The following is a 22,838-nucleotide window of genomic DNA, read 5'->3' on the forward strand; positions in this document are numbered from 1 at the left end:
TTAATCGTAGATATTGTAAAAATTAATAAAATATTTTAAGTAGGGACAAGATTGGTGTAATGGGACAAAAATGAACGAAATTGAATATTTAAAAAAATTTGCTCCTGATTTGATTGAAAAATTACTATTTAGATTCAAAATTTTAGAATATATCTCTATAAATGCTCCAGTTGGTAGAAGAAATATTGCATCATATTTAGGAGTAGGGGAAAGAATAGTTAGAAATGAATTAGAATTTTTTATAGTTGAAAAATTTATTGAAGTTATAAAATCAGGAACTTTTATTACTGAACTTGGAGAATCTATGCTCAAAGAACTCAGAAGTTTAGTTAATTATTTAAATGAAAATAATATAATTGCTGAAGAATTACAAAATAAACTCAGAATAAAAAAAGTAATAGTGTGTGACTCGTATAAAGATGAGATTCTTGGTAAAGAACAACTTGCTAAGGTAGCTTCTGAATATTTTTTAAATAATATATCTGAAAAAGATGTTATTGCTATTTCAGGAGGTACAACTGTTAAATCTTTTGTTGATACTATGAGTGTAAAGAAATATTTTAATGAAATATCAGTCATTCCAGCAAGAGGTAGTTTGGGAAATGGATTAGAGTGCCAATCAAATGTTGTTGCAAATAATTTATCGAAAAAATTAAAGGCAAAGTTTTTTGGAACTTTTTTACCTGACTATTTAGATGAATTAACATATGACAGATTAAAGGATTTAGAAGAAGTAAAGATACTAATTGAATATTTAAAAAAGATAAATGTTTTAATTTTTGGTATTGGAAGAGCAGATGCAATGGCAAAAAGACGTTCTTTAAAATCAACTGAAATTAATTTACTTAATGAAAAGGCTGCTGTTAGTGAAGCATTTGGAAACTATTTTGATATTAATGGAAATATTGTTTACAGTTCAAATACAATAGGGTTAGATATGGAACAATATTTAAGAATTAATGAGGTTATTGCAATAGCTGGATACGGAGAAAAGTATAAGGCAATTATTTCTATCTGTAATATTAGAAAAGATATGACTCTTATAACAGATAAAGAAACAGCAAAACAAATTTTAGCTATATTATAAGCGAAAGCTTTTATAAAATTATAAGGAGGAATCGAAATGAAAGTTGCGATTAATGGATTTGGTAGAATTGGTAGATTAGCATTTAGATTAATGCATGATTTAGAAGGAGTAGATGTTGTTGCTATTAATGATTTGACAGACGCAAATATGTTAGCACATTTACTTAAATATGATTCAACTCAAGGACGTTTTGAAAAAGAAGTAATAGTAAAAGAAGGATGTTTTTCTATCGATGGAAAAGAAATCAAAGTCTTTTCTGATGCAGATCCTAAAAATTTACCTTGGAAAGAATTGGATATTGATGTTGTATTAGAATGTACAGGATTCTTTGTTGCAAAAGAAAAAGCTCAATTACACATTGATGCTGGTGCAAAAAGGGTAATAATTTCTGCTCCTGGAAAAGGTGATATGAAAACTGTAGTTTATGGAGTAAATCATGATATACTTGATGGAAGTGAACAAATTTTATCTGGAGCTTCTTGTACAACAAATTGTTTGGCTCCTATGGCAAAAGTCTTACAAGATAAATTTGGTATTGTTCAAGGTATAATGACAACTATACATGCTTATACTGGGGATCAAAACACATTAGATGCTCCACATAGAAAAGGTGATATGAGAAGAGCTAGATCAGCTGCGATAAATATTGTTCCAAATACTACAGGAGCAGCAAAAGCTATTGGCTTAGTTATACCTGAATTAAAAGGAAAATTAGATGGCTCTGCTCAAAGAGTGCCTGTTGCAACAGGTTCATTAACTGAATTAGTAACTGTTTTAGAAAAAACTGTTACTGTTGAAGAAATTAATAATGCAATGAAAGAAGCTTCAAGTGAATCATTTGGATATACTGAAGATCCAATTGTTTCAACTGACGTAATTGGAATAAAATATGGTTCTTTATTTGATGCAACACAAACTAGAATAGTTGAAGTTGATGGTAAACAACTAGTTAAAACAGTTGCTTGGTACGATAATGAAATGTCATATACTGCAAATTTAATTCGTACATTCCAATATTTAGTAAATCTTTCTAAATAATTAATAGATAAGAATTTCAAAAAATAAATTATAAGTAATTTAAGATAAGTATTGAAATCTTATTGTCATATAATAATATGAGGTGAAGATTTTCACCTCATATTGTATAGTAAGGAGAATTTATGAATAAAAATGTTATTACAGATTTAGATGTTACCTCAAAAAGAGTTATTGTAAGAGTTGACTTTAATGTTCCAATGTCAAAGTCTGAAGTTGGTAAAATTACTGATAATGCTAGAATCTTAGCTGCTTTACCAACTATAAATTATTTAATTGAAAACAAAGCTAAAGTTATTTTATTATCTCATCTTGGAAGACCAAAAGGAGAAGCTAAAAAAGAGTTTTCTTTAGAACCAGTTGCTAAGGAATTGTCTAGGCTTTTAAATAAAGAAGTAAAATTTTTACAAAGTGATTTAGTTGTTGATGATAATGTAAAAAATAAAGTATTTAATTTACAAGATGGAGAAGTTGCATTACTAGAAAATACTAGATTTAGACCAGAGGAAACTAAAAATATAGATAATTTTTCAAAAGAATTATCTTCTCTTGGAGATATTTATATAAATGACGCTTTTGGGACTAGTCATAGAGCTCATTGTTCAAATGTTGGACTATGTAAATTTTTACCATCTGCAGTTGGATTTTTGGTTGAAAAAGAGATTTCTATTATGGGAAAAGCTCTTTCTAATCCGGAAAGACCTTTTGTAGCAATTTTAGGTGGTGCAAAAGTATCTGATAAAATTACTGTAATTGAAAACTTAATTGAAAAAGTAGACAGTATTATAATCGGAGGAGGAATGGCATTTACATTCTTAAAATCCTTAGGATACTCAGTTGGTAAAAGCTTATTAGAAGAAGATAAAATTGATTTAGCAAAAGATTTATATGAAAAAGCAAAAAGTAAAAATGTTAATATGTTATTGCCAGTAGATGTAGTTGTAAGTAAAGAATTTTCAAATGATTCTGATTTCAAAACTGTTACTATAGATTCAATTGAAGATGATTATATGGGTCTTGATATAGGATATAAAACTGTTGAGCTATTCTCAGATGAAATTAAAAAAGCAAAAACAGTGGTTTGGAATGGTCCAATGGGAGTATTTGAAATGCCAAATTTTGCAAAAGGTACATTTGAGATTGCAAAGGCAATAGCTGAAACTGATTCTATAAGTATAATTGGCGGAGGAGATAGTGCATCTGCTGCTGAAAAATCAGGTTTTAAAGATAAAATAACACACATTTCAACTGGCGGAGGTGCATCATTAGAATTTCTAGAAGGAAAAATTTTACCAGGAATTGATGCAATAGATAATAAATAATTGGAGGTAGTATGAGAAAACCTGTTATTATCGGAAATTGGAAGATGAATAAAACATTGGATGAAGCGAAAATATTAATTAGTGAGATTTTATCACAAGAACTAGATAATAGTGTTGAAAAAGTTGTTTGTGTACCTTATATATATGTTACTGAAATTAAAAAATTAATAGATGGAACTGGTATAGGGTTAGGTGTACAAAATATGTTTTACGAAAATAGTGGAGCATATACTGGTGAAATTTCTCCTACTATGCTTAAAAGTTGTGGTGTATCTTATGTGATTTTAGGTCATTCAGAAAGAAGAACTATTTTTAATGAAACTGATGATTTAATTAATAAAAAAGTAAAAGCAGCATTACAAAATAATATAATTCCAATATTATGCTGTGGCGAATCTCTTGACGAAAGAAATTCTGGTGCTGAAAAAGATATTGTAAAAAGACAAATAAGTAATTCATTGTTTGGAATTAGTAAAAGTGAAATTGAAAAAGTAATAATTGCTTATGAACCTATTTGGGCAATCGGTACTGGTTTAACAGCGTCTTCTGAAGATGCAGAAGATATGATAAAATTTATAAGAGAAATATTGAAAGATATTTATGGTGAAATATCTTTTAAAGTAAGAATTCAATATGGCGGAAGTGTTAAACCAAATAATATAAAAGACCTAATGCAAAAAGAAAATATTGATGGAGCGTTAGTTGGTGGTGCTTGTTTAGAAAGCATAAGTTTTTGTGAATTAATAAATTATAAAATATAAGGAGAATATTATGAGCTTAATAGTTGAAATTTACGCAAGAGAAGTTTTAGACTCAAGAGGAAATCCTACTGTTGAGGTTGAAGTAACAACTGAAAATGGAATAGTTGGAACTGCTATAGTTCCTTCTGGTGCATCTACAGGTGTCCATGAAGCTGTTGAATTAAGAGATGGTGATAAAGCAAGATATTTAGGAAAAGGAACACTTAATGCAGTTAATAATGTAAATGAAAAAATAGCAGATGAATTGATAGGTTTCGATGTGTTTGACCAAGTTGGAATAGACAGAGCTTTAATTCAAATAGATGGAACAGATAATAAGTCAAATTTAGGTGCAAATGCAATTTTGGGTGTTTCTATGGCTGTTGCTAGAGCCGCATCGATTGAATCTGACACTCCACTTTACGAATATATTGGTGGTGTAAATGCTAAAACTTTACCAGTTCCAATGATGAATATTTTAAATGGTGGAGAACATGCAGATAATAATGTAGATATTCAAGAATTTATGGTTATGCCAGCAGGTGCTGTTTCTTTTAAAGAAGCACTTAGAATGGGTACGGAAGTTTTTCATAATTTAAAAACTGTATTAAAATCTAGAGGATATAATACTGCTGTTGGTGATGAAGGAGGATTTGCTCCAAATTTAAATTCTAATGAAGAAGCTTTACAAACTATCATGGAAGCAATTGAAAAAGCTGGATATGCTCCAGGTAAAGATATATTTTTAGCTTTAGATGTAGCATCAAGTGAAATGTATGAAAATGGAAAATATAATTTTAAGGGAGAAGGAAAAGTATATACTTCAGAAGAATTAGTAAATTATTATTCTAATTTAGTTAACAAATATCCAATAATATCAATTGAAGACGGATTATCAGAAGATGATTGGGATGGTTGGAAACTTTTAACTGAAAAACTAGGTAATAAAGTTCAACTAGTAGGAGATGATTTATTTGTTACTAATTATTCCAGACTAAATTTGGGAATTAATAAAGGAATTGCTAATTCAATCTTAATTAAATTAAATCAAATTGGAACAATTACTGAAACATTAGATGCGATAGAATTAGCTAAAACTAATGGATATACTTGTGTTATATCACATAGATCAGGAGAAACTGAAGATACAACAATTGCCGATTTAGCTGTTGCAGTAAATTCCGGACAAATTAAAACTGGTTCTGCCTCAAGAACAGATAGAATCTGCAAGTATAATCAATTATTAAGAATTGAAGATAGATTAGGAGAAAATTCTAAATTTTTAGGTTTATCAGCTTTCTATAATATTAATAAAAAATAGTATAATTATAATAGCTCATTATTTTCATATAAGAAAATTATAATATAGTGTAAAATAAATAAATTTTTTAATGTATTTTATGATATACTATTAGTTAGATATTTATATAGAATATATGAGCTAATATTTTGATTACGTATAATGATTTTGGAGGAAGTATGTCTATTTTTATTTCTGTTTTAGGTGGATTAGGATTATTTCTTTATGGAATGAACCTAATGGGAGCTGGATTACAAAAATCCTGTGGTGAAAAATTGAAAGGAATAATTGCCGCTGTAACAAAGAATAAAATTTATGCTGTATTAGTTGGTATTTTTGTTACTATGATTATTCAATCTAGTTCAGCGACTACAATAATGACAATAGGTTTTGTAAATGCTGGATTTATGACTTTAGCACAATCTGTTGGAATAATCATTGGAGCTAATGTTGGTACAACAATAACTGCTCAAATTATAGCTTTTGATATTTCAAAATATGCCCCTTTAGTTATTGCTATTGGAGTGTTTATGTGGATGAAGGCCAAAAGTGACAGAAAAAAAGATATTGCAGAGATTCTTATAGGATTTGGTATTTTATTTTTAGGAATGTCTATAATGACTAATGGATTAGCTCCGTTAGCTCAAGAAGAATGGTTTAAAAATATACTAGTCAAATTAAACAATCCATTTATTGGTGTATTAGCTGGTCTATTGTTAACAACTGTTTTACAATCTTCTTCAGCATCAATTGGTTTATTAGAAGCATTAGGAATGCAAGGAGCTATTAATATAAACCAAGCATTTGGAATATTATTTGGAGATAATATTGGTACAACAACTACTGCTATGATTTCGAGTGTTGGAGCTAGTAAAAATGCTAAAAGAGCTGCATTTATTCACTTTCTATTTAATTTGATTGGAACTATCATATTTATGACAATACTTCGAGTTCCAGTTCAATATTTGGTAGAATACATTTCACCTGGAAATGTTCAAAGGCAAATTGCGAATGCACATACACTTTTCAACATAATAAATGTTTTTATTCAATTACCATTTTCTAATTTATTAGTAAAAATATCTCAATGGGTTATTAAAGGCGATGATATAGTTGAAGAACGTTACTCAGAACATTTGGATAAAAGAATTTTTGAAACACCAAGTATAGCCATCATTCAAGCACAAAAAGAAGTAGCTAGAATGGGTGAAATAGTAATTGAATCATTAGAAAAAACTATTGAGTCTTTTAAAACAAAAAGCAGTAAAAACATAGAATTTGTACTTGAAAGGGAAAAAGTAATAAATGGTTTAGAAAAGGAAATTATTGACTATTTAGTACCATTATCTGATAAAAATTTGTCTGATGATGAACAACATAAAGTTTTTGTTATGATGTATGCAATAAATGATTATGAGAGAATTGGAGATCACTGTGAGAATATAATAGAGTTGATACAAGAAATAAAAGAAGAAAACTCAGTATTTAGTAAAACTGCCTTTGATGAATATGAAAAAATATCATCAGATGTTATGAAAATTATTGTAGATACAACAAATGCATATAAGGATAATAATCTTGAATTAGCTAAAAAGTGTATTCCTATAGAAGAAGAAGTAGATATTTTAGAAGAAACTTATAGAAGAAATCATATGGATAGAATTAACAAGGGTATATGTGATACAAATGCAGGCGTTAAATTTTTAGATATATTATCTAATTTTGAGAGAATCGCTGACCATTGTTTAAACATTGCAAATTACACATTAGGAAAAGAATTGTAAAAGATTGTTATTTTTGTATACAAATACTTAAAGTTATAAAAAAGTTTTATTATGATTTTGACAAAAAATGCTTTACAATTGGGTAAACATAATATATAATAATAAACGGATGTGATTTCATTGCAGTTTGTTATTTTTATACTGTAAATGGAGGTAAGCTATGTACGATTGTATTATAATTGGCGCTGGTCCTGCTGGAATTAGTGCAGGTATCTATGCAGCTAGAGCTAGTATGAAGACAATAATAATAGAAAGAGGAACACCAGGTGGTTTAATAGCAAAGACAGATGAGATTGCTAACTATCCAGGTGCTGAAGATGTTCCAACTGGTCCAGAATTAATTGAAAGAATGGTAAAACAGGCTAAATCATTTGGAGCTGAATTTATAACAGATACTGTAGTAAATGTAGATTTTTCTGGAACAACTAAGATTGTTTACGGTGAAAATACTACTTATGAAGCAAAATCAGTTATTATAGCCACTGGATCTAATCCGAGATTATTAGAAGTACCAGGAGAAAAAGAATTTACTGGTAAAGGAATTGCTTATTGTGCTACATGTGATGCACCATTTTTTCAAGATTTAGACATATATGTTGTTGGATCTGGGGAAGCTGCTGTTGAAGAAGCTATGTATCTAACTAAATTTGGTAGAACTGTTACTTTATTAGTTAGAAAAGATAAGTTATCTGTAGCAAAATCAATAGAAGAAAAAGCAATGAAATGTGAAAAATTAAAAATTATGTGGAATGTAGAAGTTGAAAGTTTTGAAGGAGCAGGTTTATTAAGTGCTATGAATATTGTAAATAATAAAACTGGAGAAAAAACTAAAATTGTTCCAAGAGAGGGAGATATGATATTTGGAGTATTTATCTTCGTTGGATATATTCCTGAAAGCACAATATTTAATGGTATAATTGGTACTGATAGAAACTATATAGTATCAGATGAAACAATGAAAACTAGTGTTGAAGGTGTTTTTGTTGCCGGAGATGTTAGAGTTAAAGAGCTAAGACAAGTTGTTACGGCAGTTAATGATGGTGCGATTGCTGCAATAAATGCAAGAAAATATGTTGAAAGCTTAAGTTAATTGAATTTAATTCCGAAAGGATTAAATATATAAATTTTAAGGAGGTGAGTATATGCGTCTAGAATTAGGAAAAATCTTAATTAACGATGTTAAATTTTGTTCAGAAACAAAAGTTGACAAAGGTGTTTTATACATTAATAAAGAAGAGCTAATTGCTCATTTAATGGATGATGAACACTTAAAATCAGTAGACGTAGATCTTGCAAAACCAGGTGAAAGTGTAAGAATTACTCCAATTAAGGATGTTGTAGAACCAAGAGTAAAGGTTAACGGAGCAGGCGGAGTATTCCCTGGAATGATTTCAAAAGTTGATGTAGTTGGTTCAGGAAGAACTCATGTTCTTAAGGGAGCAGCAGTAATGACAGTTGGTAAAATAGTAGGTTTCCAAGAAGGTATTGTTGATATGCAAGGACCTGGAGCTGAATATACACCATTTTCAAAAACTAATAATATAGTTTTAATAGTGGAACCAGCTGAAGGAGTTGCTACTCATGCTTATGAAAAAGCTGTTAGAATGGCAGGATTAAAAGCTGCTACTTATCTTGGATTAGCTGGTAAAGAAGTTGAACCAGATGAAGTAGAAGTATTTGAAACTAAACCATTATTTGAACAAGCTGAAGAATTAAAACATTTACCAAAAGTAGCTTATGTACAAATGTTACAATCTCAAGGATTATTACATGATACATATGTTTATGGTGTAGATGCAAAACAAATAGTTCCTACTTTATTATATCCAACTGAATTGATGGATGGAGCTATCTTAAGTGGTAACTGTGTATCTTCATGTGATAAGAATACAACATATCATCACTTAAATAACCCTGTTGTTAGAGCAATGTATGAACAACACGGAAAAGAAATTAACTTCGTTGGTGTTATTATCACTAATGAAAATGTATATTTAGCAGATAAAGAAAGATCATCAAACTGGACTGCTAAATTATGTGAATTTTTAAATCTTGATGGAGCTATCGTATCACAAGAAGGATTCGGTAACCCAGATACAGACTTAATTATGAACTGTAAGAAAATCGAAGGTAAAGGTGTTAAGACTGTTATAATCACTGACGAATATGCAGGTAGAGATGGTGCCAGCCAATCATTAGCTGACGCTGACGTAGCTGCAAACGCAGTAGTAACTGGTGGTAACGCTAACGAAACTATCGTATTACCTAAGATGGATAAAGTTATTGGAACTTTAGATTATGTTGACATTATTGCTGGTGGATTTGATGGATCATTAAGAGAAGATGGCTCAATCATGGTAGAATTACAAGCAATTACTGGAGCAACTAACGAATTAGGATTTAATAGATTATCAGCTACTGGCTATTAAAATCTATTATAAAAACGGAATATTATATAAAATTAATCGAAAATAAAAATTAAGAAAGGATGTGTAAGCGATATGGCACTTTTTACAGAAAACACAAAAGTAATCATAATCGGCGATAGAGATGGTATACCAGGACCAGCTATAGAAGAATGTGTCGCTACAACTCCTGCAGAAATAGTATTTTCAGCAACTGAATGTTTTGTCTGAACTGCAGCAGGAGCAATGGACTTAGAAAATCAAAGAAGAGTAAAAGAATTAGCAGAAAAATACGGAGTAGAAAACTGTGTAGTTCTTTTAGGAGCATCTGAAGCAGAATCAGCAGCATTAGCAGCTGAAACTGTTACAACAGGTGACCCAACTTTCGCAGGTCCATTAGCAGGAGTTCAGTTAGGACTTAAAGTATATCACGCAGTTGAACCTGAATTTAAAGCAGAAGTTGATGAATCAGTTTATGATGACCAAATTGGTATGATGGAAATGGTTCTTGACTGTGATGCTATAATTGAAGCTGTAAGTGAAATTAGAAATTCATTATAATTTGTAATTAAGATAAAATCATATATAAATATATGATAGAGAGGTGATTAGTGTGGAAAAATTAAGAGTAGTTCACTATATAAACCAATTCTTTGCTGGAATAGGTGGAGAAGAAAAGGCAGATTATAAACCAGAAGTTAGAGAAGAAAAAATCGGACCTGGTTTAGCATTAAATGCTGGTTTTAACGGTGAAGCTGAAATAGTTGCTACTATTATTTGTGGTGATAGCTATTTTGGTGAAAATATGGACCAAGCTAAAGCAGAAGTTTTAGAAATGGTTAAGAAATACAATCCAGATTTATTCATAGCTGGTCCTGCATTCAATGCTGGTCGTTATGGAGTTGCTGCTGGTACAATTACTGAAGCAGTTCAAAATGAACTAGGAATTCCAGCTTTAACTGGTATGTATATTGAAAACCCAGGTGCAGATATGTTTAAGAAGAGCATATATGTAGTTTCAACTAAAAATAGTGCTGCAGGTATGAAAGATGCTGTAAGCAAAATGGTTCCACTTGCAATGAAACTTGTTAGAGGAGAAAAAATTGGTTCTCCAGCTGAAGAAGGATACATTGAAAGAGGAATTAGAAAGAATATTTTCAGAGAAGAATTCGGTGGTAAGAGAGCTGTTAATATGATGATCAAAAAGTTAAAGGGAGAAGAATTCGAAACTGAATTCCCAATGCCAAACTTTGACAGAGTAGATCCAAATCCAGCTGTTAAAGATATTAGAAAAGCTAAAATTGCTTTAGTAACATCTGGTGGTATAGTTCCTCATGGAAATCCTGACCATATTGAATCTTCATCTGCTTCAAAATATGGAAAATATGATATTGAAGGTGTTATGGATCTTAAAGAAGGTGAATGGGAAACTGCACACGGTGGTTATGACCCTGTTTATGCTAACCAAGATTCAGATAGAGTTTTACCAGTTGACGTTTTAAGAGAACTTGAAAAGAATGGTGAAATTGGAAGTCTTCATAGATATTTCTATACAACAGTAGGAAATGGTACAGCAGTAGCTTCTTCTAAAGCATTTGCAGAAGAGTTTAGTAAAGAATTAGTTGCTGATGGAGTAGATGCAGTTATATTAACATCTACTTGAGGTACTTGTACTCGTTGCGGTGCAACGATGGTAAAAGAAGTTGAGAGAGCTGGAATTCCAGTAGTACACGTTTGTACAGTAACTCCAATTTCATTAACAGTAGGAGCTAACAGAATCGTTCCTGCTGTAGCAATTCCTCACCCATTAGGTAATCCTAAATTATCTGCTGAAGAAGAATATGCATTAAGAATGGGTATTGTTAAAAAAGCATTAAATGCTTTATCAACTGAAGTTGAAGGACAAACAATATTTGAATAATTTTTTAATAAAAAAGGTGTCAAGTATTGACACCTTTTTAATTTAATGGTATGCTATTACTAAGGGTAGTTGGCTTATATAGAATACATACTATGCTATCTGTTTTTTATATTAAAGGAGGTAATTAAGATGAATTTTCCTGTATTAAAAGGAACTTCTTACGTATTAGTTCATGCACCAGACATGATAATCCAAAATGGAACAACTCAAACTACTGAAAAGGCTTTAAATCCTGATTCAGACTATTTAAAGGAAATACCAAATCATATTAGAAAATATGAAGAAGTATTAAACTATTTACCAAACCAAGTTTATATTGGTAACAAAAGACCTGAAGATTTAAAGGCAGTACCACAACCATGGTCAGATCCTGAAAAATATTTAGTAGGTGCTCCAAGAGATGGTAAATATGGTGAAATAATGCCAGAACATGAATTTATAGGTCTTATGAAGATTTGTGATGCTTTTGATTTAGTTTTACTTAATAAAGAATTTACTGAATTAGTAAAAGCAGATTTAGAAAAACACCCATTAATTAATGAAGGTTTACTTGCTAGATTAAAGGAAGGTGTTGAACAATCAGTTCTTGAAGGACATATGGATAATCATGCTGAAGGATTATTTTTTGAAGATAAATTAGTAGGTGTTGTTACTAGAGCTCATGATGTAGATGTTAACTTATCTGCTCATGTTATGCTTGAAAACTTAGTAACAAAAGCATCTGGATTATTAGCAGCTTTACATTTAGTAGCAAAGAATAATTTAGATCCTAACGAAGTAGAATATGTAATTGAATGTTCAGAAGAAGCATGTGGTGATATGAACCAAAGAGGTGGTGGTAACTTCGCAAAATCTATAGCTGAATTAGCTGGATTTGATAATGCTTCAGGATCTGACTTAAGAGGATTTTGCGCTGCTCCTACTCATACATTAATTACAGCTTCATCACATGTACATGCTGGAACATTTAAAAATGTTGTTATAGTAGCAGGTGGATGTACTGCTAAATTAGGTATGAATGGTAAAGATCACATTAAAAAAGGTTTACCAATATTAGAAGACTGTATTGGTGGATTTGCTGCATTAATTTCTGAAAATGATGGAGTAAACCCAATTTTAAGAACAGATATAGTTGGAAGACATACTGTGGGAACAGGTTCTTCACCACAAGCTGTAATGTCATCATTAGTTACTGCTCCATTAGAAAAAGCTAATTTAACAGTTAAAGATGTTGATAAATATTCAGCTGAAATGCAAAACCCAGATATTACAAAACCAGCAGGAGCTGGAGATGTTCCAAATGCTAACTTTAAGATGATTGGAGCATTAGGAGTAATGAAAAAACAATTAGAAAAAACTGAAATAAATGATTTTATAGAAAATCATGGTATGGAAGGATGGGCTCCAACTCAAGGACATATACCTTCAGGAGTTCCTTATTTAGGATTCTGCCGTGAAGATTTAACTTCAGGTGATTTAAATAGAGCTATGATTATAGGTAAAGGATCATTATTCTTAGGAAGAATGACTAACTTATTTGATGGTGTTTCAATTGTTTTAGAAAGAAATTCAGGTGAATTAGAAGATAACTCTGGAGTTTCTAAAGAAGAAGTTAAGAAATTAGTTGCTGAAGCAATGAGAAATTTTGCATCTTCTTTAATTGAAGAATAGAGGTGATTTAATGTCTGATATAAAAAAAGTAATTGGTAATGTCTTTGAAGAAATTGCTACTGGTTTAGAAACTGGTGCTTTTACATCAAGACCAAGAATTGCTGTTACAACTTTAGGCAGTGAACACGGATTGGAAAATGTTGTTAAGGGTGCTGAATTAGCTCAATCTAGAGATAAAAGTGTTGAATATTGTATAATAGGACCAGAAGTAGAAACTTCATTAAAACAATATGTTGTTGCTAATGAAGAAGAAGGTTATAAAGTAATGGAATCACTTTTAGATAGTGGAGAAATTGATGGTTGTGTAACTATGCATTATAGTTTCCCAATCGGTGTATCTACTGTTGGTAGAGTTGTAACACCTGCTGCTGCTAAAGAAATGATTATTGCAACAACAACAGGAACATCTTCTGCACATAGAGTAGAAGGAATGGTAAAAAATGGTATCTATGGTATCATTGTTGCGAAAGCTTTAGGTATTGAAAATCCTACAGTTGGCATTTTAAATTTAGATAATGCAGTTTCTGTAGAAAGAGCATTTAAAGAATTAAAAGAAAATGGATATGATATAAACTTTGCTGAATCAAATAGAGCTGACGGTGGAGTATTAATGAGAGGAAATGACTTATTACAAGGCGTTCCAGATGTTATGGTTAACGACACATTAACTGGTAACCTATTAATGAAAGTATTCTCTTCATATACTACTGGTGGAGGCTTTGAAGCTATGGGTTATGGTTACGGTCCTGGAATTGGTGAAGGATATGATAGATTAGTATTAATTATATCTAGAGCATCTGGATTCCCTGTAATTGCTAATGCTATGAGCTATGCAGGCCAATTAGTAAAAGGAAATATCAAAGAAGTTTCTAAAAAAGAATTTGAAAAAGCAAATAAAGCTGGTCTTAAAGCTATTTTAGAAAAAATTACTTCAGCTGGAGCTAAAAAAGCAGAACCAGAAGAAGATGTTAAATGTCCAGCAGAAGAGCAAGCTACTGCTACAATTAGTGGTATTGATATTCTTGAACTTGAAGATGCTAAGGTTGCTTTATGGAAAAATAATATTTTTGCAAAAACTGGAATGGGATGTACTGGACCAGTTGTCATGGTAAATGATGCAAATCTTGAAAAATCTAAAGAAATCTTAACAAAAGAAGGATATATTTCTTAATATTAAATTTAAAGAGAGCTTTTAGCTCTCTTTTTGTTTGAAAACATAGAAAAGTGGTATAATTATATTGTCTTAGTAAAAAGGCAAAAATAGGAGGTATTAATATGAGTTTAATCGGAAAAAAAATTGAAGAATTTGATGTTCCAGCATATTATGATGGAGATCTAATAAGAGTATCAAACAAAGATTTAGAAGGAAAATGGAGTGTATTCTTCTTCTACCCAGGAGATTTTACATTTGTATGTCCAACAGAATTAGAAGACTTAGCTTTAAGTTATGATAAATTTAAAGCAATTGGTTGTGAAATTTATTCAGTATCTACTGATTCTGAATTCGTTCATAAGGCTTGGTGGGATGCTTCTGAAACAATTAGAAAAATTCAGTATCCAATGATTTCAGATAGAGCTTTAGCTCTTTCAGAACAATTTGGTGTTTTAATTGAAGGAGAAGGTCAAGCATTAAGAGGTACATTCGTTGTTAACCCTCAAGGTGAAATTGTTCTTTATGAAGTAAATGCTAATGGAATTGGAAGAAATGCTAAAGAATTATTAAGAAAAGTTCAAGCAGCTCAATTCGTAGCTAAACATGGTGACAAAGTTTGTCCTGCAAGATGGGAACCAGGTGATGAAACTTTAACACCAGGATTAGACTTAGTTGGTAAAATCTAATAAAAATTTATTTAGACCAGAATATTTTCTGGTCTTTTTTGTTGAAATTTAATTGTTTTCATGATATAATATATCTAATATTTTTTATACTAAAACAATTGAATATGAGCAGATAAAAGAGGAGTAGTTTAAAAGAAATTTTTAGAGAGAATTTGTTTGGTGAAAAAATTCAGTTTATTTTTTATGAAGGTAGCTTTTTAGCTTTGAAAGACGGGTAATTACGTTATAAATTAAGAGAGTCATTTTATGAAAATTAGGTGGTACCGCGATAACTTCGTCCTATAATTAGGATGAAGTTTTTTTATTTAGTACACTATTTTTTAAAAATGTATTCATATAAAACAAATATTAATATTATTATTTATAGGAGGTACTATGAAAAATTTAGAAAAAACTTATAATCCAAAAGATTTTGAAAAGAAAATTTATAATAGTTGGCTAGAAGATAAAGATTTTGTAGCTGAAGTTAATCCAAATAAGACGCCATATACTATTGTTATGCCGCCTCCAAATGTAACAGGTAATTTACATTTAGGTCATGCATTAAATAATACTATCCAAGATATTTTAATTCGTTGGAAGAGAATGAGTGGCTATGAAGCACTTTGGGTTCCTGGTACTGATCATGCATCCATTTCAACAGAAGCTAAAGTTGTCGAAAAAATAAAAAATGATGGAAATTCCAAAGAAAAACTAGGTAGAGATGGCTTTTTAAAAGAAGCTTGGGATTGGACTGAAAAATATGGTGGAAACATAAAAAATCAACTTAAAACATTAGGGGTTTCTTGCGATTGGTCTAGAGATGCATTTACATTAGATGAAAATTTATCAAAAGCAGTTGAAGAAGTATTTATAAAAATGTATAATGATGGTTTAATTTATAGAGGAGATAGAATTGTTAATTGGTGTTGTAATTGCGGTACTGCAATTTCAGATGCAGAAGTAGAACATATGGAGGAAGAAGGAAATTTTTATCATATAAAATACTTTTTTAAAGATAGTGATGAATATTTAACAATAGCAACAACAAGACCTGAAACAATGTTAGGAGATTTAGCTGTTGCAGTACACCCAGATGATGATAGATATAAAGATAAAGTTGGCAAGACTTTAATTTTACCAATTTTAAATAAGGAAATACCATTAATTGCAGATGACTATGTGGATATGGAATTTGGTACAGGTTGTGTTAAAATAACTCCTTCACATGACCCAAATGACTTTGAAGTTGGAAAAAGACATAATTTAGGACAAAAATTAATGATGGATTATGATGGAAAAATAGCTGAAGGATTTAGCAAATTTTCTGGTCTGGAGAGAAATGAAGCTAGAAAAGAAATTGTAAAAGAATTAGAATCTCAAGGTTATTTAATAAAAATAGAACCACATAATCATGCAGTCGGACATTGTGAAAGATGCAAAACTACTATAGAACCAATTATTTCAAAACAATGGTTTGTAAAAATGGAAGAATTAGCAAAACCAGCAAAAAAAGCATATTTAGATGGGAAATTAAATATTATTCCTGAAAGATTTGGGAAAGTTTATATTAATTGGTTAGATAATATTAAAGATTGGTGTATTTCTCGTCAATTGTGGTGGGGTCATAGACTTCCTGTATATTATTGCAAGGAAAGTGGAGATGTTGTAGTAAGTAGAACTGAACCAAAAGAAGATGGAAAAACTTTTGTTAGAGATGAAGATACACTAGATACTTGGTTTTCTTCTGCATTATGGCCATTTTCAACTCTTGGATGGCCTAATGAAACATCTGACTTAGAATACTTTTTTCCAACAGAAACATTAGTTACGGGTTATGACATTCTATTTTTCTGGGTAATTAGAATGGTGTTTTCTAGTTTATATAATCTAAAAGAAGTACCTTTTAAAAATGTATATTTTACAGGGCTAATTAGAGATGAACTTGGTAGAAAAATGAGTAAGTCATTGGGTAATGGTATTGATCCGCTAGAAATTATAGATAAATATGGTGCGGATGCTTTAAGATTTACATTAGTTGGAGGAAACACTCCAGGTAATGATATGAGATTCTATGAAAAGAGAGTAGAATCAAATAGAAATTTTGCAAATAAACTTTGGAATGCTTCAAGATTTGTCCTAATGAATTTAAATGAAGATGAAATTTATGATATAGACTTTAATAAAATTGAAGTTGAAGATAAATGGATTTTAACAAGATTAAATAGAACAATTGAAGAATTATCTTTAAATTTATCTAAATTTGAATTTGGCTTAGCTTCAGCAAAAATTTATGATTTTATCTGGAATGAATTTTGTGATTGGTATATTGAATTTTCTAAAACCAGATTATATGGTGATAATTTAGAAAATAAACTTGTTGCAAAGTCAGTATTAGTTTATGTGTTGAATAATATTCTAAAATTATTACATCCTTTCATGCCTTTTATTACTGAAGAAATATATTCTTTCTTACCAAATGTAAAAGAAAAACTAATTAATGCGGAATTTCCTATTTATGATAGAAAATGTATATTTATTGAAGAAGAATTAGAAGTCGAAAATTTAATAGAAACTATAACTGCTATAAGAAATAAAAGAAGCGAAAAAAATATTCCTCCTTCAAAAAAATCAGATTTATTTTTTATTTCAAATAATGAAGTAACAAAAAAATATACTGTAGAATTAGAACATCTATATAGATTTTTAGCTTCTTGTTCTGAAGTAATTGTGATGGATAAAGATGAAGAAATTGATAATTCAATGGTTGTAATAAGTAATAATCAGAAAATTTATATTCCATTAGATGGGTTAGTAGACTATGAAAAAGAACTAGAAAAATTGAATCAAGATTTACAAAAATATGAATCAGAAATTAAGAGGGCATCCTCAAAACTTTCTAATGAAAAATTTGTAAATAATGCTCCTGAAAAAGTTGTTAACGAGGAGAAAGAAAAATTAGAAAAATATAAAAATATTTATAATGAAATTTTATCAAGTATTGAAAAAATTAAAAATAACTAATAGGTGATACTATGAATGTTGATTTTAATGTTATATTTATGACTTTTTTAATTGTAATACTAGTTAGTATTCAATATACTTTAAATAAAATATTGATTATTTTAAAAGAAATTAAAGATTCAGAGAAAAAGAAGTTAGACTTTGAAAAAAACAAAAAAATTGCAAAGGAGGATTATTTTGATGAACAAAAGAGAGGTTATTAGATTTACAAGAGAAGAAATTTCTAATAGGATAAAAGAACTTGGTAAACAAATTTCAAAAGACTATTCTGGTAAAGAATTAGTTGCAATAGGTCTTTTAAGAGGAAGTTTCGTGTTTCTTGCTGATTTAGTTAGAGAAATTGATACTCCTATTGTAGTTGATTTTATAACAACTTCTTCTTATGAAGATGCTGAAATATCTTCTGGAAAAGTTAATATTATTTCTGATTTAAGAGAAAATGTAGAAGGAAAAGATGTTCTTATAGTTGATGATATTATGGACTCTGGAAATACTTTAAAGAATATTAAAGAATATATTCAAAGTAAAAATCCTAGAAGTATAAAGACATGTGTTATGCTAGATAAGCCTAGTAGAAGACAAGTAGATATTACTCCTGATTATTTTGGTTATGAAATTGAAGACTGGTTTATAGTTGGATATGGATTAAATTATGGAAGTAAATATAGAAATATTCCATATATATTTTCATATGAGGATTAATCATGTACAATAGATTTTCTTATATTTATGATGATCTTATGAAAAGGCAAGTAGACTACGAACTACTTGCCTCTAATCTTATAAAAATTTGTCAACAATATCAAATAGATGTAAAAAATGTATTAGAGTGTGGTATGGGAAGTGGAAACTTAACAGAAACTCTATTAAAAAGAGGATTTAATGTTGATGGTTTTGATATTTCTGATGAAATGTTATCTATAGCATATAATAAATTAATAGATTATAAGAATGTAAATATTTTAAAAGGTGATATTAGAACTTTTATGTCTAGTAAAAAATATGATTTAATATGTTGTTTTTTTGATGTTTTAAATTATATAAAAACAATAGATGAAATTGATCTTTTTTTAAAAAATGCAAAAAAACAGATGAATGAAAATTCTATTTTAATGTTTGATATTAATACAGAATATAAACTTAAAGAATACTTAGGGAATAATACTTTTGTATACGAAGAAGAAGATTTTTTTTATGTTTGGAGAAACTATATCAAAAAAAATTACATTGATTTTGAAATTGATTTTTTTATAAAAAATAAAAATAATACTTATGAAAAAATTAAAGAATTTCAGAGACAATATATACACTCAGAAAATGATATAATCCAATTATTTGAAAAAAACGAATTGAAAATTATGGATATTAAGGATTTTGAAACTTTCCAAAATAAAGAAAAAACAACATATAGAACATTATTTATATTAAAAATTTAATTTGACAAAATTATATAGTAAGTATATAATTAAAAAGGATGTGAAAAGCATTCCATATATTTTTAAGGAGGTTTATATATGTTTTTTTTAACAGAAGAAGTGGCAAAACAACAATATTGGTCACTTATTAAAATTGATAATACATTAGTGCTTTTAGCTATACTTTGTGCAATAGCCGCATTTAGTATTTATCTAGAACAAACATACAGCTGGGCTGGTAAAGTAACTGGATGTATTTTAGCATTAGCTTTTACAATGTTTTTATCAAATGTGAAAATTATTCCTGCTGAAGACACTAAAGCCTATGATATTGTCTGGGGTTGGGTAGTACCGCTTGCAATTCCTATGCTTCTATTTAAAGCAGATTTAAAGAAGGTTTGGAAAGAATCAGGTAGAATAATTGGTATCTATTTACTTAGCGGTTTAGGTACTATTTTAGGAGCTTTTGTAGCCTTTTTCTTATTAAGAAGTTTTATTCCAGAGCTTTATAAGTTAAGCGCAATGATGGTAGGAACTTATACAGGTGGTAGTATGAACTTAACTGCTATGTCAGACGCATTTCCTTTAAATGATAAAGGTTTACTTGGATCTGCAGTTGTAGCTGATAACTTATTTATGGGAATATATTTTGTTAGTTTAACAATAATACCTACAATGAAGTTCTTTAGAAAACATTATACTCATCCTTATGAAGATGAAATGGAAAAATTAGGGAATGTTGGTGAAAATAAATCTGCTCAATTTTGGGCAAAAAAAGATATTTCTTTATTAGATGTTGCAAAAGTTATTTCTATATCATTTGCAATAGTTGCAATTTCTACAGAATTAGGTGGATTTATTTCTGGATTTAAACCAGATACTACTTCAATGGGAACTGGCTTAAAATTCTTAGTCGATTTATTATTTGGATTAGTAGGTAGTAAATATCTATTAATGACTACTATTACTGTAATTTTAGCAACTTATACAAAGATTTTATCTAAAATTTCTGGTGCTGATGAAATTGGAACTTATTTGATTCACATATTCTTTGGTGCTATTGGTGCCCCAGCTTCTATAGAAATAATTCTTAAGAAAGCACCATGGTTATTAGTATTTTGTATAATTATTGTAGTTATTAATATGATTGTTTCTTTCATTTTTGGTAAAATTTTCAAATATTCAGTTGAAGAAATTTGTATAGCATCAAATGCTAATATTGGTGGACCTACAACTGCGGCAGCACTAGCTATTGCAAGAGGATGGAATCAATTAGTTGTACCAGGAATGTTAGTTGGTATCCTAGGATATGTTATCGGTAATTATTATGGTGTATTTATTGGTAATATATTAAAATTGTTTTAATTATGATTTGTGCAATTAAATTAGAAAAAAATGGAGAAATGGTATTAACTAGTAATGGTCAAAAAATTATTACTGATAGTGTAAAATGTAAAGAATTAAATTCTGGTTTTATGACTCCAGGAGCAATGTTTATGGGAGCACTAGCTGGTTGTAAGGTTTTAACTTTTATTAAAGCATCAAAGTATTATAATATTAATTTTGAAGATTTAAGTATAGAAATTGAAGCTGATGTAGTAAATACTGATTACATTGATGATACTCCATTTAGAAATCAAGAATATTCAGAAATTAGAACGAAGTACACTTTAAAAACAGATGTTAATATAAGTGAAATTGAAAAAATAATTAATCTTGCAAGTAAATTTTGTACAGTAAATTTAGCTATTGATAAAGATATTAAACAAGAACACTATATTGAAATTATATAAAAATAAAAATCACGGATTTCATATTCGTGATTTTTTTGTTTTATTTATTATCTTTACAATAACTGCTATAAATGGTATAATTACACATATTAGTAGTTGGAGGAGAATATGAAAAAAAGATTTTTAATTGCATTAATGTCCTGCTGTTTATTATTCAATAATATAAATGTAACTAAAGCTGAAGATAATAATTTAAATGATAATTATAGAATTTATGAGCTATTTAATATATCAGATACAAAAAATATAGAATTAACTGGAGAGTCAACAATTGACTTTTCAAATACTGATAAAAATGAAAACAAATTAGAAGGAATATATAAAGCAGATTATACATTAAGAAGTACTAATAACGGAAATTCTACTTTAAAAATGGGAATAACTTTTAATAGTAGTATCGAAAATTTAAGTAAATTTTCACTTAAGATGGATGGTGCTGAAATTCCATACTCATTTAAATTTCTTAATGATAAATTCAAGTCTCCTACTGGTACTGAATTTTATAAAGAAATAATAGGAAATATAGATTCTCAAATTTATGAACCTGTAAATTTCAAAAAAGAAGATGTAGGAGTTCTAAGAAAGTTTAACTTAGAATCAAGTAACACTGAAAATTTAAAATATAAAATTACTATAAAGTATTCTACTGATAAAACAAAGTTATTTTTATCAGGTGGAGAAGATTTAAAGGTAGAGGAAAATAAGAGTAATAAAACTTTAATATTAACTCATGAATTTAGTGGTAAGAGTAAAACACCTATTTTATATACAATTGGAAGTGATGTAAATATAACAACAAAAGTATACTCAGGGGATAAGGAAATTAATTCTGGATATAAAGAAAATATAGATAAAACGTCAGTAAATGTCGAAAATTTCTTAAAAAATTTATTCTTAGGGGAAATTCCTGAGAATGTTAGACAAAGATTTTCTGAAGACAATTTATATGAAATTTTTGTTGAAAATTTTGATAAAATAATAGGTGGTAGTGGCTATGATAGTTTGGGAGTTTTAAAAGCTACAGCAGACAAGCAAATTGTGGTTACTTTTGAAACTACTATAGAACCAAAAGTTGAAAAAAAACTAAGTGTCGAATATCCAATATCATCTACACTAACTACTATAAATAATATAAATGTTATGAAATTAAATATAGAAAGCTCACCATTTTCTACATTTGATAATTTTAAAAGTTTTAAGTATACTTTTAAAGGAAATGAAGATTATAAATATATTATTAATTCTAACACAAAATATACAAATACAAAAAATGGTTCTGAAATAACTTTATCTAAAGCTCCTATTGAGTTAATTACAAATTTAGTATATAAAGAAAGATATGTAAAAGGAATTAGTGAAAAGGAATCAAAATCTTATACTAAGTTAGCGATTATTATCCTTGGAATTTCTGAGGTTGCAGGGGTATTATATTTGAAGAATGTTTATTTTAAGGATAAAAAATCTAATAAAAGAAAAAGATAAAATCGAAAATCATTTTCGATTTTTTTTTTTTATTGCATTTG

At 29.0% G+C, this 22,838-nt stretch carries 20 protein-coding genes; all 20 read left to right on the plus strand.

The window, feature by feature from the left end:
* Nucleotides 1-70 precede the first annotated feature (70 nt).
* The 20 genes from LW893_RS01855 (at nucleotide 71) to LW893_RS01950 (ending at nucleotide 22,797) form a co-directional block, all read left to right on the plus strand.
* A complete protein-coding gene (locus LW893_RS01855) occupies nucleotides 71-1,087 on the plus strand; it encodes a sugar-binding transcriptional regulator (RefSeq protein ID WP_233055524.1) in 1,017 nt (338 codons plus the stop codon).
* Nucleotides 1,088-1,123: 36 nt separating this feature from the next.
* Complete coding sequence (gene gap / locus LW893_RS01860; protein ID WP_269836881.1) at nucleotides 1,124-2,125, plus strand: type I glyceraldehyde-3-phosphate dehydrogenase; 1,002 nt, start codon at nucleotides 1,124-1,126, stop codon at nucleotides 2,123-2,125.
* Nucleotides 2,126-2,247: 122 nt separating this feature from the next.
* Entirely contained in the window at nucleotides 2,248-3,444 is a 1,197-nt protein-coding gene (locus LW893_RS01865; RefSeq protein WP_233055525.1) for a phosphoglycerate kinase, read from the plus strand.
* Between the two features lie 11 nt (nucleotides 3,445-3,455).
* The gene (gene tpiA / locus LW893_RS01870) at nucleotides 3,456-4,205 is read left to right on the plus strand and encodes a triose-phosphate isomerase (protein ID WP_233055526.1); all 750 of its coding nucleotides are present in this window, start codon (nucleotides 3,456-3,458) and stop codon (nucleotides 4,203-4,205) included.
* 10 nt (nucleotides 4,206-4,215) lie between these two features.
* Nucleotides 4,216-5,505, plus strand: coding sequence for a phosphopyruvate hydratase (gene eno, locus LW893_RS01875; RefSeq protein WP_233055527.1), 1,290 nt, complete (start codon nucleotides 4,216-4,218; stop codon nucleotides 5,503-5,505).
* A gap of 158 nt (nucleotides 5,506-5,663) precedes the next feature.
* A complete protein-coding gene (locus LW893_RS01880; RefSeq protein ID WP_233055528.1) occupies nucleotides 5,664-7,268 on the plus strand; it encodes a Na/Pi cotransporter family protein in 1,605 nt (534 codons plus the stop codon).
* A 160-nt stretch (nucleotides 7,269-7,428) separates the two neighbouring features.
* The gene (locus LW893_RS01885) at nucleotides 7,429-8,358 is read left to right on the plus strand and encodes an NAD(P)/FAD-dependent oxidoreductase (RefSeq protein WP_233055529.1); all 930 of its coding nucleotides are present in this window, start codon (nucleotides 7,429-7,431) and stop codon (nucleotides 8,356-8,358) included.
* A 52-nt stretch (nucleotides 8,359-8,410) separates the two neighbouring features.
* Complete coding sequence (locus LW893_RS01890; RefSeq protein ID WP_233055530.1) at nucleotides 8,411-9,697, plus strand: glycine/sarcosine/betaine reductase component B subunit; 1,287 nt, start codon at nucleotides 8,411-8,413, stop codon at nucleotides 9,695-9,697.
* A gap of 72 nt (nucleotides 9,698-9,769) precedes the next feature.
* On the plus strand, nucleotides 9,770-10,234 hold the full coding sequence (gene grdA, locus LW893_RS01895) for a glycine/sarcosine/betaine reductase complex selenoprotein A (RefSeq protein ID WP_233055531.1): 465 nt from the start codon (nucleotides 9,770-9,772) through the stop codon (nucleotides 10,232-10,234).
* A 52-nt stretch (nucleotides 10,235-10,286) separates the two neighbouring features.
* Nucleotides 10,287-11,594, plus strand: coding sequence for a glycine reductase complex selenoprotein B (gene grdB, locus LW893_RS01900; protein ID WP_233055532.1), 1,308 nt, complete (start codon nucleotides 10,287-10,289; stop codon nucleotides 11,592-11,594).
* A 129-nt stretch (nucleotides 11,595-11,723) separates the two neighbouring features.
* Nucleotides 11,724-13,265 (plus strand): glycine/sarcosine/betaine reductase complex component C subunit beta, encoded by a 1,542-nt coding sequence (grdC, locus tag LW893_RS01905; protein WP_233055533.1) that lies wholly within the window; start codon nucleotides 11,724-11,726, stop codon nucleotides 13,263-13,265.
* Between the two features lie 10 nt (nucleotides 13,266-13,275).
* On the plus strand, nucleotides 13,276-14,436 hold the full coding sequence (grdD, locus tag LW893_RS01910; RefSeq protein WP_233055534.1) for a glycine/sarcosine/betaine reductase complex component C subunit alpha: 1,161 nt from the start codon (nucleotides 13,276-13,278) through the stop codon (nucleotides 14,434-14,436).
* A 104-nt stretch (nucleotides 14,437-14,540) separates the two neighbouring features.
* A complete protein-coding gene (gene ahpC / locus LW893_RS01915) occupies nucleotides 14,541-15,104 on the plus strand; it encodes an alkyl hydroperoxide reductase subunit C (RefSeq protein ID WP_233055535.1) in 564 nt (187 codons plus the stop codon).
* Nucleotides 15,105-15,479: 375 nt separating this feature from the next.
* Entirely contained in the window at nucleotides 15,480-18,107 is a 2,628-nt protein-coding gene (locus LW893_RS01920) for a valine--tRNA ligase (protein ID WP_233055536.1), read from the plus strand.
* A gap of 11 nt (nucleotides 18,108-18,118) precedes the next feature.
* Nucleotides 18,119-18,310 (plus strand): hypothetical protein, encoded by a 192-nt coding sequence (locus LW893_RS01925; protein WP_233055537.1) that lies wholly within the window; start codon nucleotides 18,119-18,121, stop codon nucleotides 18,308-18,310.
* Nucleotides 18,288-18,809, plus strand: coding sequence for a hypoxanthine phosphoribosyltransferase (gene hpt / locus LW893_RS01930; protein WP_233055538.1), 522 nt, complete (start codon nucleotides 18,288-18,290; stop codon nucleotides 18,807-18,809). The genes LW893_RS01925 and hpt overlap by 23 nt, the downstream gene beginning before the upstream one ends.
* A 2-nt stretch (nucleotides 18,810-18,811) precedes the next feature.
* On the plus strand, nucleotides 18,812-19,543 hold the full coding sequence (locus tag LW893_RS01935) for a class I SAM-dependent DNA methyltransferase (RefSeq protein ID WP_233055539.1): 732 nt from the start codon (nucleotides 18,812-18,814) through the stop codon (nucleotides 19,541-19,543).
* A gap of 78 nt (nucleotides 19,544-19,621) precedes the next feature.
* Nucleotides 19,622-20,887 (plus strand): DUF819 domain-containing protein, encoded by a 1,266-nt coding sequence (locus LW893_RS01940; protein WP_233055540.1) that lies wholly within the window; start codon nucleotides 19,622-19,624, stop codon nucleotides 20,885-20,887.
* A 38-nt stretch (nucleotides 20,888-20,925) separates the two neighbouring features.
* Nucleotides 20,926-21,315 carry an OsmC family protein gene (locus tag LW893_RS01945; RefSeq protein WP_233055541.1) on the plus strand — a complete coding sequence of 130 codons (390 nt, stop codon included), beginning with the start codon at nucleotides 20,926-20,928 and terminating at the stop codon, nucleotides 21,313-21,315.
* Between the two features lie 108 nt (nucleotides 21,316-21,423).
* Nucleotides 21,424-22,797, plus strand: a complete 1,374-nt coding sequence (locus LW893_RS01950; protein ID WP_233055542.1) for a hypothetical protein — start codon at nucleotides 21,424-21,426, stop codon at nucleotides 22,795-22,797.
* The last annotated feature ends 41 nt before the right edge of the window (nucleotides 22,798-22,838 follow it).

This window comes from Parvimonas micra (genome assembly GCF_021300775.1).
In the GTDB taxonomy this organism is placed as follows: Bacteria; Bacillota; Clostridia; order Tissierellales; family Peptoniphilaceae; genus Parvimonas.